12 protein-coding genes and 1 pseudogene are annotated in these 15,120 nt (G+C 69.1%); 5 read left to right on the top strand and 8 right to left on the bottom strand.

Annotated elements, in window-relative coordinates; translation table 11 throughout:
* Positions 1–447: 447 nt before the first annotated feature.
* On the top strand, positions 448–753 hold the full coding sequence (locus ACFU8W_RS00240; RefSeq protein WP_384030804.1) for a hypothetical protein: 306 nt from the start codon (positions 448–450) through the stop codon (positions 751–753).
* A 75-nt stretch (positions 754–828) separates the two neighbouring features.
* Here the strand turns inward: ACFU8W_RS00240 and ACFU8W_RS00235 are convergent, their stop codons facing one another.
* From ACFU8W_RS00235 to ACFU8W_RS00225, 3 genes are all read right to left on the bottom strand, one after another.
* Entirely contained in the window at positions 829–1,665 is an 837-nt protein-coding gene (locus ACFU8W_RS00235; protein ID WP_345516437.1) for an ABC transporter ATP-binding protein, read from the bottom strand.
* Positions 1,662–2,681 (bottom strand): ABC transporter substrate-binding protein, encoded by a 1,020-nt coding sequence (locus ACFU8W_RS00230; RefSeq protein WP_384030803.1) that lies wholly within the window; start codon positions 2,679–2,681, stop codon positions 1,662–1,664. Before ACFU8W_RS00230 ends, ACFU8W_RS00235 begins: the two co-directional genes overlap by 4 nt.
* A 73-nt stretch (positions 2,682–2,754) precedes the next feature.
* Positions 2,755–3,618, bottom strand: coding sequence for an ABC transporter permease (locus tag ACFU8W_RS00225; protein WP_345516433.1), 864 nt, complete (start codon positions 3,616–3,618; stop codon positions 2,755–2,757).
* A 278-nt stretch (positions 3,619–3,896) separates the two neighbouring features.
* Between ACFU8W_RS00225 and ACFU8W_RS00220 the strand changes: the two genes are divergently transcribed.
* From ACFU8W_RS00220 to ACFU8W_RS00210, 3 genes and pseudogenes are all read left to right on the top strand, one after another.
* Entirely contained in the window at positions 3,897–4,925 is a 1,029-nt protein-coding gene (locus ACFU8W_RS00220) for a LacI family DNA-binding transcriptional regulator (protein ID WP_384032013.1), read from the top strand.
* Between the two features lie 167 nt (positions 4,926–5,092).
* Positions 5,093–5,437, top strand: a pseudogene (locus ACFU8W_RS00215) (GNAT family N-acetyltransferase); the annotation flags it as partial.
* A complete protein-coding gene (locus tag ACFU8W_RS00210) occupies positions 5,438–6,106 on the top strand; it encodes a GNAT family N-acetyltransferase (protein WP_384032068.1) in 669 nt (222 codons plus the stop codon). It abuts the pseudogene before it with no gap.
* A gap of 271 nt (positions 6,107–6,377) precedes the next feature.
* On the opposite strand, the gene ACFU8W_RS00205 is transcribed toward ACFU8W_RS00210, so the two are convergent.
* The 5 genes from ACFU8W_RS00205 to ACFU8W_RS00185 all read right to left on the bottom strand — a co-directional run bounded on the left by ACFU8W_RS00205 (position 6,378) and on the right by ACFU8W_RS00185 (position 13,764).
* Positions 6,378–8,591, bottom strand: coding sequence for a right-handed parallel beta-helix repeat-containing protein (locus tag ACFU8W_RS00205; protein WP_384030801.1), 2,214 nt, complete (start codon positions 8,589–8,591; stop codon positions 6,378–6,380).
* Complete coding sequence (locus ACFU8W_RS00200) at positions 8,588–10,063, bottom strand: M1 family metallopeptidase (RefSeq protein ID WP_384030799.1); 1,476 nt, start codon at positions 10,061–10,063, stop codon at positions 8,588–8,590. The genes ACFU8W_RS00205 and ACFU8W_RS00200 overlap by 4 nt, the downstream gene beginning before the upstream one ends.
* Positions 10,063–11,736, bottom strand: coding sequence for an extracellular solute-binding protein (locus ACFU8W_RS00195; protein ID WP_384030796.1), 1,674 nt, complete (start codon positions 11,734–11,736; stop codon positions 10,063–10,065). The genes ACFU8W_RS00200 and ACFU8W_RS00195 overlap by 1 nt, the downstream gene beginning before the upstream one ends.
* A 56-nt stretch (positions 11,737–11,792) precedes the next feature.
* Positions 11,793–12,653: a carbohydrate ABC transporter permease gene (locus tag ACFU8W_RS00190; protein ID WP_266990298.1), complete on the bottom strand. Its 861-nt coding sequence runs from the start codon at positions 12,651–12,653 to the stop codon at positions 11,793–11,795.
* Between the two features lie 88 nt (positions 12,654–12,741).
* Positions 12,742–13,764, bottom strand: coding sequence for an ABC transporter permease (locus ACFU8W_RS00185; protein WP_384030794.1), 1,023 nt, complete (start codon positions 13,762–13,764; stop codon positions 12,742–12,744).
* 339 nt (positions 13,765–14,103) lie between these two features.
* On the opposite strand from ACFU8W_RS00185, the gene ACFU8W_RS00180 reads away from it, so the two are divergent.
* A complete protein-coding gene (locus tag ACFU8W_RS00180; protein WP_384030792.1) occupies positions 14,104–15,090 on the top strand; it encodes a hydroxyacid dehydrogenase in 987 nt (328 codons plus the stop codon).
* Positions 15,091–15,120 lie beyond the last annotated feature (30 nt).

The raw sequence follows: 15,120 nt of genomic DNA, 5'->3' as shown, positions 1-15,120 counted from the left end.
GCGCAGCGGCCCCGGGGAGCATTCCGCCTCCCCGGGGCCGCTGCGTGCTCAGTGGGCGGCGAGCAACTGCCCGTACCGGGTGAGGGTCGTGTCCACGGTGGCCGGGAGAGGTTTGTCGGAGGTCGTAGGCCTGCTCGACGCCGGCGTTCGCTCTCACCCGGATCGTCGAGGACATGGGCATCTCGGTCCCGGCGCTCCGCCGCTGCTTCGCCGGCCGCGACGACTTGCTCAACGACCTGATCAGGGACGCGTACGACGGTGCTGCGAGGGCCATGGCGGAAACGGTGGCCCACTCCGCGGCCGCATCGGAGAGCCCCCGTGCACGCCTGCGCTCCCTGGGAGGAGCTCACAAAATGAGCGCTCGGCACGCGACGCCCGGCACGGCACCTCGCTGCGTTGTCGCCTCACCCGAGTACGTCCGGTACGAGGGCGATCCTCCGCCTTGCGATGCACCGCACCGGCCCCCGACACGCTGGAGCGGCCCGAGCGGTACTCGGGCCGCTCCTGCCGGTCTTCACCGACGGGTCAGCAGGGCCGGGGGCGGCCGGCTGGGTGGCCGCCCATGTACCGGCCGCCGCCGGCGACGCCGGGATGTCGCGGCGGGCGCCGGCAGGTACGGTGCTCGCCCGGGCGCAGCTGCACGGCTCGGCCGATCGTGAGGCGGCCGGTCAGTTCGCGGGCATGGGGCACACCGGCAACCCGCTGCCGGCCACGCAGACCGAGATGCCGGCGGACGCGTTCGCGCCGGTGTGACGCCGGGGCCCGCACCGGGCGCCTTGCCGTGCGGGCCCCGGCACCCTCGCGTGGTGACGGGGCGGACCGCCCCGATCAGTCGTGGGCGGACGCCGCGCCGAGCAGATCGCGGATGTGGGCCGCCGCGTCCCGGAATTCCGGGCGGCCCACCGTCTCGCCGTACTCCCGTTCCGCTTCCAGCCCCACCTCGATGATCTCGGTGATGGTGCCGGGCCGTGGGCTCATCACCACCACCCGGTCGGCCAGATAGACCGCCTCCGAGATCGAGTGGGTGACCAGCAGCACGGTGGTGCCGGTCTCCCGCCAGATGCGGTTCAGTTCCATGTTCATCTGCTCACGCGTGAGGGCGTCGAGCGCACCGAACGGCTCGTCCATCAGCAGCACCGGCGGTTCGTGCAGCAACGCGCGGCACAGCGCGACCCGTTGCTGCATCCCGCCGGACAGCTCGTGCGGATACGCGTCCTCGAAGCCGCCGAGCCCGGTCATCCGGATCAGCGCGTCGGCCCGGTCGCGCGCCCTGGCCGCCGGCATCTTCCGGATCTCCGCCTGCAGAAGGATGTTGCGGCGCGCGGAACGCCACTCCAGGAGGGCGGCGCGCTGGAACACGTAACCGATGTCGTGCCGTGGGCCCGTGACCCGTTCGCCGCCGAGCCGCACCTCGCCCGAGGACGGCTTCAGCAGTCCGGCGACCAGCTTCAGCAGCGTCGACTTGCCGCATCCGGACGGTCCGACCAGGGCGACGAACTCGCCCGGAGCCACATCGAGCGAGACCTCGCTCAGGGCGGTGACATCGCGGTTCTTGCCACGGAACCGGACCGAGACGTCCGACACGCCGACGGCCGGGGTGACGGCGCCACGGCCGCTCGCACCGAGCGGGTCCCGGGGCTTCGCGTCCTGCTTCGGCATCGTCATCCCTTCAGCGCCGTCTTCGCGTCCCAGTACTCCGCCACGGACTTGGGCTTGCTGACCATTCCGGCCTCGGCGAAGACGTCGATGGTCTGCTGCCAGTCCGCCTCGTCGTTGACGCCGGGCGCCTTGCCCTCGGTCGACGTGGTGTGCAGCAGCGTGAGCGTCGTCTTGAACTGCTCTGCCAGCACGGTCTTCGGCGGCAGTTGCTCCGACGCCCCGTCCATGGCCGCGACCGCAGGCTCGGGCGCCTTCGCCGCGGCGGCCCATGCCTCGCTGACCGCCTGCGCCATGCGACCCGCCAGCTCGGACTTGGAGGCGAGAAGCTTCTGCCCGGCGAGCAGACCGTTGGAGTAGAAGTTCAGCCCGTTCTCGGAGAAGCGCAGATACGAGACGGGCTTCTTGGCCTTCTCCTGCATGGTCGGGCCCTGGTCGCTCGCGTAGCCGAGCAGTCCGTCCGTCTTCCCGGAGATCACCGCGGCGATCTTGCCCGCCGGGTCGGTGTTCTGGACCTTCACCTCCGACTCGTCGATGTTGTTCTTCTTCAGGAAGATCGGGAACGTCTTGGAGAGCGCGTCACCGGCCGTCCCGGCGATCGTCTTGCCCTTCAGATCGGCGGGCGACCCGATGCCCTTGGCGTCGAAGGACTGCACGGACGCGGGGGTCGTCTGCAGGAAGACGCCGAGGCTCTTGACCTGCACCCCCTGGTCGACCGCGGCCAGCAGCGCCGGGGTGTCGGCCCAGCCGAAGTCGGTCTGCCCGGCGGCGGTCGCCTGCACCGTCTTCTGCGAGCCCTGGCCGGCCTGGATCGTCAGGTCGATGCCGTGCTTCTCGAAGATCTTCTGCTGCTTGCCGTAGTAGAACGGCGCGTGTTCGCCGTACGGATACCAGTTGAGCGTCAGCGTGACCTTGTCCAGCTTCTTGCCCGAGTCATCGGTGGATTTCGACGCGTCGTTCCCGCCGCAGGCCGTGGCCAGCAGGACAAGAGGTACGACACCGATCAGGAGTCTGCGCGCGTGCATGGGCTGGCCCTTCTGGCGACGGGGTCCGTGACAGCAATCAATGGGTGGCGCTCGGTACGGGACAAAGTGGCGATCAGTACGAGGTGGTGGCCGGCGCATCGCGGCGGCTGGCGTGCCAGGGGAGCAGGAGCCGCTCGGCGATCTCGACCACAACGAAGAGGACGACGCCGATCAGAGACATCACCAGCAGCCCGGCGAAGAGCATCGGGGTGTCGAGGTTGCCGTTGGCCTGCAGGATCACATAGCCCAGCCCCTCGTTGGCACCCACGAACTCGCCGACGACGGCACCGGTCACGGCCAGGGTGACCGCGACCTTGAGACCGGAGAAGAGATGTGGAAGGGACGCAGGGAAACGGATCTTCAGGAAGGTCTGCCAGGGCTTGGCACCCATCGTCGCCGACAGCTGAAGCATCTCCGGGTCGACCGCTTTGAGTCCCGTGACCATGGAGATCACCACCGGGAAGAAGGCGATCAGAACGGCGATGAGGATCTTCGGCGCGATACCGAAGCCGAGCCAGACCACGAACAGCGGCGCGATCGCGATCTTCGGTACGACCTGCGCGAACAGCAGAATGGGGTAGAGCGTGCGCTCGACGGTGGAGGAGTACACCATGACCACGGCCGCCAGCACGCCGACGGCCACGGCGATCACGAAACCGAGCAGCGTCTCGTACGTGGTCACCCAGCTGTGCTGCCAGAGATAACTCGTCTTCCCCGTGAGGACATCGAGTGTCGCACCGGGCGACGGCACGAGATACGACTCCACCAGCTCGGCCGCCGAGATCACCCACCAGACGACGAAGCAGGCCAGCAGCAGGGCCACCGGGCGCCAGCTCTGCTCGGCCGCCCGCGCCAGCCGCTCCCCCGCGGACGGCCCAGCCCGCCGGGCAACTCCCGCCACTTCGGCGGGACTTCTGGTCAAGGCACTCTGGCTCACGGTGAACTCCCTGCACTTCGGGGGCCAGTTGTCGAGAGTTGTGCGATCCTGCAATGACGGAGAAGGCGCTTTCAGAAAGCGCTTTCTGGTAAGGTGCCGCCACGCTAATGACTGCCTGCATGCACGGTCAATAGGTCGTCCTGAAGTTTCGGAAGCCTGCCGCCACCGCGCCCTTGGGGGTCGAGTTGAGTGAACGCGTGACCAGCGGACGGACGACGCGGGACCGTCCGGGAGCACGCCGCGCCGTCGCGGCCACGGCCCATGTCACGCTCGACGCCGTGGCCCGGGAGGCCGGGGTCTCACCGGCCACCGCTTCACGGGCGCTCAACGGTACGGCCACGGTCCGCGACAATCTGCGACAACGGGTGCACGCGGCGGCGGAACGGCTCGGCTACATCCCCAACGCACATGCCCAGGCGCTCGCCAGTGCCGCCAACAACCGCACGGTGGGGGTCATCTGTCATGACGTCAGCGATCCTTACTTCGCGGCGATCTCCAGCGGTGTGATGCGGGCGGCTGCGGAACGGGGGCTGCTCGTCATGCTGGCCTCCACGTTCCGGGAGCCGGCGCGGGAGATCAGTTACGTCTCCATGCTGCGGGCTCAGCGCGCGCGGGCGATCCTGCTGATCGGCTCGGGCTTCCAGGACCGCGCATGGGAGCGGGCCATGGATACCGAACTGGAGCCGTATGTCAGGGCCGGCGGGCGGGTGGCGGTCGTCAGCCGACACCGCAGCCTGCGGGTGGACACCGTACAACCGGAGAACCAGGCGGGGGCGGCTGCGCTGGCCCGGGCACTGGTGGGGCTGGGCCATCGGAGGTTCGCGGTACTCAGCGGGCCGCCCGAGCTGACGACGGTCTCCGACCGGTTGGCCGGGTTCCGGGAGGGGCTCGCCGAGGCGGGCATCGGGCTCGACCAGGTGGTGGAGGGGGCGTTCACCCGTGACGGCGGGTACGAGGCGGCGCGGCGCCTGCTGCTCTCCGCGGCGCGGTCGCCGTCCCGGGCCCGGCCCACGTGTGTCTTCGCGGTGACCGATGTGATGGCGGTCGGGGCGCTGGCGGCGCTGCGGGAGGCGGGGTCGCGGGTGCCGGAGGATGTGTCGCTGGCCGGGTTCGACGACATCCCGCTGGTACGGGAGTTGTCGCCGCCGCTCACGACGGTGGCGCTGCCCCTGACATCGATGGGCGAGAACGCGATCGCGCTGGCGCTGCAGGAGGTGGGGGCCGGGAGGCGGGCCCGGGTGGTGCGGGTGGAGGGTGAGGTGGTGTTGCGGGGCAGTACGGGAGTGCCGGGACGTGGGTTGCGGTGACCGGGCGCGTCGGGGGCCGCTCCGTTCCCCTTCACCGGACGGGCTTGATCGTGCCGTACTGGCGCAGGGCTCTTGTTCCGTTGCTGCGGTATTCGTGGGTTGCCGGGGCCGGGCGGGCTTGCCGGAGGTCCTGGGCGGGAGGGCCTGCTCCGTGTCAAAGTGCTGTGATGACCACAGTGACGGTGGAGCCTTTCCTGCCGAGGCGCGCGGATGCCGCTGACCTTGCCGGTTGGTGTGCGGTGTTCAGTGACGGCCAAAGGGATCTGTCCGGCAGCTCGGTCACGCGGTCCGCTCTGGCCGGGCGGCTCCTGGCCGAGGAGCCACCGGCGATGCGCTGGGCCGCTCGCAGCGGTTCCGGCGAGGCGGTCATCGGGGTCGCGGAGCTGCGGCCGCAGCCGCACCGGCCTCCAGGTACCGGTTTCCTCCGCCTGTTCGTTGCGCCACCGAATCGGCGCGGCGGCGTCGGCTCCGCGCTGCTCTTCGAGATCATGCGGAGTGCCGGTGAGGTCGGGATGGACCGGCTGCAGGGCACGGTGCTGGCCGGCCCGCCCGGAGAGTCCTTCGCTCGCACCGTTCCCGGTTTACGCGTTGTGCTGCGCCTGGAACTTCAGGAACAGCGGCTCGACCGGGATTGGGTGGTGGCCCGGTGCCGGGAACTGGCGGCGTGCTCGCCTTCCGCCTACCGCCTGGTTCACTGGATCGGGCCGGCCCCCGAGCAGCTGACTGCCTCTCTGGGGCGGGTGATGGGCCATGTGCTGGATGCCCCGGGCGCCGCGCTGCAGATGCCGCCCCGGACGTGGGACTCCGCTGCGGTACGCGTATGGGAGGCGAAGATGACCGCTGGTGGTGACCAGTTGATGGTGAGCACCGCGGTGCACACGCCTTCTGGCGAGGTCGTCGCTGCCACCGTCGCCACCGTCCCGGCGGGCGGCGGCCCCGTGGCCGACCAGCATGACACCGCGGTCCTCCCCGAGCATCGACGCCGAGGACTGGCTCGATGGATCAAGGCTGAACAAGCCATCCGGCTCCGTGGACACTTCCCCGCAGTGCGCGCCGTCACCTCGACCGTCAACCAGGAGAACCTGCCCATGACGACGGTGAATCGATCGCTGGGATACCGGCCGATTCACGGAAGACTGCTGGTGGAGGCGCCGGTGGTGGCCGGGCATGCCGGCCCGTAACACTGGCGCAGAGCACATGCTCCGTGGGTGCTGCGTGCCGGAGGTCAGGCGTCTTGACTGTCTCCTTGCGACGGCTGCAATACGGCCCGTTCGACGGGCTTGAACTCCCGCGCGTCACGCTGCGGACAGCGCCGGCCCCGGACCGTCCGGCGGTCGCGGGCCGGGGGCAACCACCAGGAGTCCATCAGGACCGGGGAGAACGCAGGCATGAAGATGCCGGACGGGCCAGGGCCCGTCCGGCGGGGTGGATCACCTGCGGTGAATCGCAGGCCTACGGGTGGATCAGGACCTGGGACAGAGCCACGCGGCCCGTTCCCGACAGGGCGATCTTCACCGTACGGGTCCTGCTGTCCACGTTCAGGACCGTCGGGCGCAGTGCCTTGCCGCTGACGTGGACCGTGCCGTCGTCCGTGATGACGTCGAAGTCAGCTGTCGTGGTCGACGAGTTGTTCCAGATCTCGATCTGGCGGACATGCTTCGTCGCGCCCAGGTCGACCTGCCACCAGGCACCCGCCTCGGACAGCGTCCGGGTATCCGTGTTGGTGTCGGCGTCGAGGGCGAGCGCCGCACCCGCCGTGCCCTCGGTCGAGGACTGGGTTGCGGTGCCCGTGCGTGCCAGGTCGGTGCGGAGCTGTTCGACGGGGCCGCCGTGGGCGCCGGCCCGGGCGGCGACGGCGAGGGCGTCGGCCGGCAGCCGGTCCAGGCCGGTCCAGTTGTCCGTCATGACGGACCCCGTTCCACCGAGCGTGGGCGCCGCGGTGTCGGTCCAGTTGCCGCGGGCGGTGTTCTGGATGCCGTAGTCCGCCCAGTTGGAGACCCACTTGTAGCCGATACGGGTGATGACGTTGTTCTCGACGGTGATGTACGAGGACTGCTCGTCGAGGTAGATGCCGTTGCCGTCGCGCTCGGTGTTGCCGAAGGCGGAGCGGTTGATGTAGTTGCCGGAAACGACGGTGCCGGGCTGGGCGCCCTGGGTGTAGATCGCGCCGCCGTCGTGCTGCTGGTGGGCGACCTCCATGACGTTCGTGATCCGGTTGTTCGTCACCTTGTTGTCGCGCAGCACGGACTTCCGCGACTCGGGCTGGTTCCAGCCCCAGCCGACCGAGATCCCGGAGTACGGCAGGTGGTCGATGCTGTTGTGGTCGACGGTCAGCTCGGCCTCGTAACCGGCCCAGATGCCGACCGCGTCGGTGTACTCGACTCCGGAGCGGGTGATCGTGTTGTACGCGATCGTGTTCCGCTCCCCCGCGAGTGCCGCCGAGGGCATCGGCTCGGTGTCTCCCACGTACACCGCACCCGAGGAGAGGTCGGTGAACGTGGAACGGGTCAGGGAGCTGTCCTTGGTGCCTGCTTCGAGCGTCGCGCCCGCCCCGCCGAGGTGGCTGAATCGCGCGTTCTCGATGGAGATGTGCTGTCCGCCGCGGACGGTGACCGCGGCGGACGGCTTGGTGTAGAAGCGGCCCGCATGGTCGACGGGGCCGGTGGCTCCGGTCAGGGTGAGACCGGCCTGCATGCCCGCGTAGCCCTCGTCGGTGCCGGGCTGGCGGTACGCCGCATACGCGAAGCCGATCCCGCTGACGGTGACGTCGTGGGCACCGTCGACGACGAGCAGCTGTTCGGTGTGCGGAGTGATGGCCTGCGCGCGGCGCATGTCCTCGCCCTTGCGCGGCAGGTAGGTGACGGTGCGGGCCTCCGAGTTCCAGACGAACTCGCCCGGTTGGTCGAGGAGTTCGGGGGCGTTCTCGAAGAAGGCGACGCCGCTGTAACGAGTGGAGTCGACCGTCGTGGTGTCCCAGGCGGGTCCGGTGCGGTTGGTACCGCTCGCGGAGTTCGTCCAGCAGGGCTGGGCGAAGGTGAGCAGGTCGCCGCTGACGCCCGCGATCCGGCAGTGGTAGTTGCGCCAGCGGACCCGGATGACGGCCTCGGCGTCCGTGGGGCGCTGCCAGTCGGCGATGCCGGTGGCCTTCGCACCTGTCATGCCGGTCTTCGTGGCGTCACAGACGCTCGCCGCGCAGGCCTCGCCCCGGGCGCGGGTGGCACGCTTGCCGTCGACGAAGAGCTGACGCGGGGTGACACCGGCCGGGACTTCGGCGGTCCAGGTGCCGTCGGTGTTCTGCGTCCATCCGGTGAGGGTGCGGCCGCCGGACAGGATGGGGCGCGCGTCGGGCGCCGCGGTCCAGGTGACGGTGTGTCCGTCCGTGCCGGAGTCGTCGGCGCCCAGCCGCAGCGGGGCGTCGAGGTGGTACGTGCCGCCCTTGAGGAGAATGCGGATGTCACGGCCGGTCTCGGTGCGTGCCTGGTCGCGGGCACCTTCCGGTGAACACGGGCGGGCGACGGTGCACGAGGTGCCGTGGCCGTCGGGTGCCGCGTACAGGGTGCGGACACCGGGTGCGGCCTGGGCGGTCGGGGCGGCGACGAGGGCGGCGAGAGCCGCGGCGGTGATGGCTGCGGCGGTTCCTCGTATGGCGTTCATCGGGCGGTTCATGCGGCGGCCTTCCAGTCGGGGTGTCCGGGCATGGGCGGGTTCACGGCTCCGAAGAGCCAGTCGCGCAGGAACGGGTCGAGGGACGCGTCGCCGGTGATCTTGACGGTGTGGGCGATGAACTCCTCGCTGGTGTAGGTGGAGTCCTTGAACCGCTTGACCCACTCCCGCATGACCTGGTCGAACTTCTGCTGACCGATGTGGAGGTTGAGGGCGTACAGGACGAGCGCGCCGCCGTCGTAGATGTTGGTGCCGCCGAGCGCTTTGGGCCGTCCGGGCGGGCCGTCGGCGGCGCGGACCGCGTCGAGCTTCTCGTACGTGGTCTTCATCTTGTCCGCGAAGACCGACCAGCCGCGCTCCTCGCCGTACAGCCCGGCGTAGTACACGGCGGGGCCCTCGTTGAGCCATGCCTGCTGCCAGTCGTTCGGAGTGACGGAGTCGCCGAACCACTGGTGGGTGAGCTCGTGGACCATGGTGGTCTCGTAGCCCGGCTGGCCGTTGGCGTTGAGCTTGAACCAGTTGGTGGAGAAGAGGGAGAGGGTCTGGTTCTCCAGGGCGTCGGTGTAGCCGTCGTAGATGTGGAGGCCGTACACGGAGAAGGGATAGCGGCCGAACTTCTCCTCCAGCCAGGCCAGATGGTCGGCGGTACGGGCGACGATCGGGCCGTACTTCTCCTCCTGCCCCTGCGGGACGATGTGCCGCAGCGGCAGTCCACGGTGGCTGGTGCCGTACAGATAGGTGCCCTTGACGACGGCGATGCCGATGAGTTCGGTCGCCATCCGCTCGCGCAGGGCGAAGTGCCAGACGGTGGAGCCGTCGGCGCGCGAGGTCCTGTCGAGCAGTTCGCCGTTGGCGGTCGCGACATAGCCCTGCGGCGCGCTGATGTGGAAGGTCCAGGTGGCCTTGTCGGACGGGGTGTCGTTGCAGGGCAGGAACGTGTCGGCGCGGGAGGACTGGGCGGCCGAGGCGAAACCGCCGTCGGTGCCGAACTTCCAGCCGGTGAGGCCGAGTCGGGTTGCCTTGCCGTTGCCGTGGTACCGGATCTCGACGGTGAACGGCTGCCCGTCGTGCAACGCTTGGGCGGGGGTGACGGTGAGTTCCTGGCCGCTCTTGCCGGCCGACAGCGCCCAGGTCGCGGTGCGCCCGGCGACGGTGACGGAGTCGATGGTGTGCCCGTCGGTGTCCAGGTTGAACGCGGACAGGTCCTGGGTCGCCCTGGCATTGATCTTCACGACGGCGGTGAAGTCGTACGTCACCGGGGTGAAATCGAAGGTCAGGTCGTAGTGGACGACCTGGTAGCCGCCGTTGCCGAGGGTCGGGAAGAGCGGGTCGCCGACGCCGTCGGAGCCGGGGGCGGGATCGAAGCCGAGGCTGCGGGCACTGGCGGGCGAGCCGAGGACGGGTACGGCGACCGCTGCCGCGACGGCCGCGCCGCCGAGCCGGAGCGCAGACCGCCTGCTGGTGGGAGAGCTCATCACTTCTTGCCCTTCTGGAAGGCCTCTTCGAATTCGCCACGGGCCTGCTCGCCGCCCTTGGCCAGGTAGTCCTTGACCAGCTGGTCGTAGGCCGACATCGGCTTGCGACCGGCGATGATGTCCTTCAGGGCGTCGCCCTTCAGCGTGCCGAGGCTGCCGGAGCCCTTGGAATCCCACGTGGGCGAGGAGTACTGGAGGGTCGGGTCCGGCACCATCATCGGGATCATCTTGGTGAACGCGTCGTGGACGTGGCGGACGCCCTGCTCGGAATCGGCGCTGAAGATCGCGGGGACGGCGGAGGCCGCGAACTTCCAGGGCACGGTGACATCCTGGGTGCCCTGCTTGGTGAGGGCCGGGTTGCCCTTGTCGTCACGGGTGAAGTCGGTGCCCTCGACGCCGTAGTTGATCAGCGTGTACTCCTCGCTGCCGAACGGGGAGGCGGCGAAGTCGGCGAAGGCGAGGATCTGCTTGACGCGGTCCCCGGACGCCTTCTTGATGTGCGTGTTCTGCAGGGCGACGTTGTCCATCCACGTGACGGCGTCCTTGCCGAACGGGACGAACGGGCGTGGGTCGTACGTCGTGTCGATCGCCTTCATCGCGGCGATGTAGCCGACGCCGGGCGCCAGATAGGTGGGCATGCCGTCATAGACGTACGCGCCCTTGCCGTTCTTGAACATGTCCGTGTACTGGGCCTTCTGTGCCCCGGACATCTGGAGGGTGCCGGGGTAGTAACAGCCCGCCTTGTACAGGTTCCGGGCGGTTTCGACGGCCTGCCGGTACTCGGGAGTCTCCAGGTCCACGGTGAACTTGCCGGTCTTGGCGTCCAGCCGCCAGCCGCCCGGCGCGCCCGCGGACATCGCGAGCATCGTGGTGGCACCCGCGATGATCGCGTACTGGTCCTTCTTGGGCCGGGTGAGCTCCTTGCAGAGCTCGATGAACCGGTCGAGGTCCGTGATCTGATCCAGGTCCGTGACGCCCGCCTCCGCGAAGAGGTCGTGGCGGTAGAAGCCGGCGCCGCCGGTGCCGGTACGGGCGATCGGCAGACCGTAGAGCTTGCCGCCGAAGATGGCGGCCTGCCAGGCACCCTTCGGGATCGCGGCCAGGTTCGGGTAGTCCTTGATCTTGTCCCCGGCGAGGAAGGGCGTCAGGTCGGCACATGTGGCCTGGAGGAAGGCGGCCTTGTTGTCGACGCCACCGGACTCCGGGTACATGAACAGGTCCGGCAGGCTGTCGCTCGCGACCATTGTGGAGAACTTGGTGCCGTAGTCGTCGGCGGGGACGGCGGTGATGTCCACCCGGCCGCCGAGGAGCTTCTCGATCTGCTGCCAGGCGGCGTTCTTGCCGCGTGCGGGCGGCGGTGGGGAGAACGTCTCCATCGTCGCGCTGATCGGCTTGGCCCCCTTCAGCGGGGTGCCCTTCGTGGCCCGCAACGGCTTGGCCGGGTAGCTGAAGAAGCCCTGCGGGACACCGGTGGTGGTGCCCTGGAGGTCGGGCTTGAGGCCGATGTTGCGGACCGCGGAGTTCGGGAGCAGCGAGGCGCTCTTGGCCTCCGCCTTGGCGGCCGTGCCACCGTCGCCGCAGGCGGCGAGCAGCGGAGCGGCGGCCAGACCGAGACCGACGCCCGCACCCAGGCGGAACAGCGATCTGCGGTTGATGGGGGTGGAGCTCGACACCTGGAATCTCCTTGGGAGAGAGGGGAAGGGAAGTGCAGGGGGTGGCGGAGTGGCGGTCAGCCCTTGATGGCGCCGGTGAGCACGCCCTTGGTGAAGTAGCGCTGGAGGAACGGGTAGACGCAGAGGATCGGTACGACAGCGATCACCAGGACCGCCATCTGGACGGCCTGCTGCGGGGCGAGGACCTCGCCGGCCGAGGCGGCGTTCAGGCTCTGGCCCTGAAGGACATAGGTGCGCAGGACCATGGGCAGCGGCCACTTGTCGGAGTCGCCCAGGTACAGGAGCGAGTTGAAGAAGGCGTTCCAGTACGTCACCGCGTAGAAGAGGCTGATCACGGCGAGGACGGCCTTGGAGAGTGGCAGGACGATCCGTACGAGGACGCGGAAGTCGCCGGCCCCGTCGACCTTCGCCGCGTCGTACAGCTCTTCGGGCAGGTTCATGAAGAAGGACCGCAGGACGACCAGGTTGAAGGCGCTGACCAGGGTGGGCATGACGAGCGCCGCGTACGTGTCGTACAGCCCGAGTCCTTTGACCAGGAGGAAGTTGGGGATGATGCCCGCGTTGAAGAGCATGGTGAACAGGGCCGTCATCAGGATGAAGCGGGATCCGGTGACATCGCGGCGGGAGAGGCCGTACGCCATGCCCACGGTGACGAGCAGGCTGGCGAGGGTGCCGAACACCGTGATGCCGAGGCTGACCACGAGCGCCCGGGTGACGACTCCACCGGTGAAGATGGTGCGGTAGGCGTCCAGGGTGGGGTGATCGGGCCACAGGACCAGTCCGGAACTGCGGATGATGTCGGTCTGCGAGGCGAAGCTCGTGCCGATGACGCCGAGCAGCGGATAGGCGACGGCGGCGACCACGACGACAATGGCGAGGCCCTTGGCGGCCTGCCCGACGCGGGTCGGCTTCTCCATCCACGGCGGACGGCCGTCGGACTGCTTCTTGCTACGGGGAGTCTTCTTCGCCGGCGCCGTGCTGGGTGCGGACGTGGCGGGCGGCTTCTCAACGGTCAGCACCGCGGTACACCCCTTCGTGGCCGAGGCGGTGGGCGAACTTGTTCGCGCCCAGGACGAGTGCGGTGCCGATGACCGCCTTGACGAGTCCGACGGCGGCGGCGACGCCCCAGTCGTTGTCCTTGATGCCGTGGTAGTAGACGTATGTGTCGAGGACCTCACCGGCGTCCGGGCCGACCGCGTCGCGCTGGAGCAGGATCTGCTCGAAACCGACGGAGAGGATCTGCCCGAGGTTGAGGATCAGGAGAAGGATCAGGACCGGTGCGATGCCGGGAAGAGTGACGTGCCACAGGCGGCGCCTGGGACCGGCGCCGTCGATCGCCGCGGCCTCGTACTGGCCCTTGTCGATGCCGAGCAGCGCCGCGAGGATGATGATCGTGCCCCAGCCGGCGTCCTTCCAGGCCACCTGAAGGGTCAGCAGCCAGGGGAAGGCGTCGGGGTCGCTCATCATGTCGTAGCGCGGCAGCCCCATGCCCCCGAGGACATCGGGCAACAGCCCGGCCCCGCCCAGGATCTGTTGGAAGATCGAGACGATGATGACCCAGCCGATGAAGTGCGGCAGGTAGACGACGCTCTGCACGAAGCGCCGGATCCGTTCGCTGACGATGCTGTTGAGCAGCAGGGCGAGGGCCACCGGGATCGGGAAGAAGAACACCAGCTGGATGAGGGCGATCTCCAGGGTGTTGAGGGTCGCGGACCAGAAGGCCGGCTCGCCGAACGCGGTGGTGAAGTTGGCGAAGCCCACCCAGGCGCTGTGCATGTAGCCGAGGTACGGCTGGTAGTCCTGGAACGCCACGACATAGCCGAGCAGCGGAACGTAGTGGAAGACGATGAAGTACAGCAGGCCCGGAAGGGTCAGCAGCAGCATCACACGGTCCCGCTTGATCCGCTGCCAGACGGTCAGCCTGCTCTGCGGGAGAACGGCACGGGTCGACGAAGACGACGACGTCGCCGTCATCTGTTGCCGTTTTGACCGCTTTTCCCGAGGCAGCGGGGGTGCTGTTTCAGCCATGGTGCGTCCTGTTCGGCCGGTTGGCGCGTGGTGAGCCTTCTGCGGCGGCAAGTTAGTAAGCGGTTAATCCCAGCGTCAAGAGATCCGGAGAAACGGCTGCATTACGTGGAGCCTTCACGATCAAATCCTGGGGGATGAACCGGCAAATCAACCACGAAACGGGATAGTTGACCGACGGTCATGCTTGACGGTCGGGCCTCGATGTACCTAGCGTGCCGGTCATTCCATAGAACACGCTTACTGTCCGGAGGCAGGGTGCGAACCACCGAAGAGGCACCGGCTCATTCCGCTACCGTCGCTGCGGAACTGCCCCCGAGGCGGCCGCGCACGGTCCTGGTCATGAGCCCCGGACTGCTCGACGACGTCTTCCCACCGCCCGTACGGACCCAGCTGGAGGAAGCCGCTGATCTCCTCGTCCCGTCCGCGGTCAGAGATTTCGACACGCCGGAGGCCGCCGCGGCGCTGGCCTCGGCCGAGGTCCTGCTCACCGGCTGGGGCTGCCCGCCCGTCGACACGGCCCTGCTGGGCCGGGCCCCACAGCTCCGCGCCGTGATCCACGCGGCCGGCACGGTGAAGACATTTCTGTCGCAGACGGCGTTCGACCGCGGGATCGTGGTCTCCTCGGCCGCGGCGGCCAACGCCGTACCGGTCGCCGAGTACACCCTGGCCGCGATCATCATGGGCGCGAAGCGGGTGTTCCCGCTGGCCGATCTCTTCCGCACCCGCCGGACCCACCGCACCGGCGCCGACCTCGACCGGCAGCACTGGCTCGGTACACACGGACTGACCATCGGCGTCATCGGCGCGTCCCGGATCGGCCGCCGGGTCATCGAACTGCTCGGGATCCTCGATGCCGAGGTACTGCTCTACGACCCGTACGTCGACGCCGACGAGGCCGGACGGCTCGGGGTCACCCCGACCGATCTGGACACCCTGGTGGCGACCAGCGATGTCGTCACCGTGCACGCGCCCGACACCCCCGAGACCCGCGGGCTGCTCGACGCGCGCAGGATCGGCCTGATGCGCCCCGGCACCCTGCTCGTCAACACCGCGCGCGGCCCCCTCGTGGACACCGAGGCACTGACCGAGCACCTGGTCAGCGGGCGGCTGGACGCGGTTCTGGACGTCACATTCCCCGAGCCCCTGCCGGACGGTCACCCCCTGTGGGACCTGCCGAACGTCTTCCTCACCCCACACCTGGCGGGCGCGCAGGGCAATGAGGTGGGGCGGCTCGGCGCGCTCGCCGTCGACGAGCTGGTGCGGTACGCACAGGGCACGCCGTTCACCCATCCGGTCCACCGGGCCGACCTGGGGAGGATCGCGTGAACCCCACCCGCGCCCAGGCTCTAGGCTCGG

This window comes from Streptomyces sp. NPDC057565 (assembly GCF_042801455.1).
Taxonomy (GTDB): Bacteria; Actinomycetota; Actinomycetes; order Streptomycetales; family Streptomycetaceae; genus Streptomyces; species Streptomyces yanii.
The sequence above is the reverse complement of the archived record's forward strand: the minus strand, read 5'-3'. Positions and strand labels throughout refer to the sequence as shown.

Coding starts and splice junctions, on each gene's coding strand:
- ACFU8W_RS00210 (WP_384032068.1), top strand. CDS start 5,438: ATGGACCGGCTGCAGGGCACGGTGCTGGCCGGCCCGCCCGGAGAGTCC.
- ACFU8W_RS00230 (WP_384030803.1), bottom strand. CDS start 2,681: ATGCACGCGCGCAGACTCCTGATCGGTGTCGTACCTCTTGTCCTGCTG.
- ACFU8W_RS00190 (WP_266990298.1), bottom strand. CDS start 12,653: ATGGAGAAGCCGACCCGCGTCGGGCAGGCCGCCAAGGGCCTCGCCATT.
- ACFU8W_RS00200 (WP_384030799.1), bottom strand. CDS start 10,063: ATGAGCTCTCCCACCAGCAGGCGGTCTGCGCTCCGGCTCGGCGGCGCG.
- ACFU8W_RS00235 (WP_345516437.1), bottom strand. CDS start 1,665: ATGACGATGCCGAAGCAGGACGCGAAGCCCCGGGACCCGCTCGGTGCG.
- ACFU8W_RS00180 (WP_384030792.1), top strand. CDS start 14,104: ATGAGCCCCGGACTGCTCGACGACGTCTTCCCACCGCCCGTACGGACC.
- ACFU8W_RS00240 (WP_384030804.1), top strand. CDS start 448: ATGCACCGCACCGGCCCCCGACACGCTGGAGCGGCCCGAGCGGTACTC.
- ACFU8W_RS00185 (WP_384030794.1), bottom strand. CDS start 13,764: ATGGCTGAAACAGCACCCCCGCTGCCTCGGGAAAAGCGGTCAAAACGG.
- ACFU8W_RS00205 (WP_384030801.1), bottom strand. CDS start 8,591: ATGAACCGCCCGATGAACGCCATACGAGGAACCGCCGCAGCCATCACC.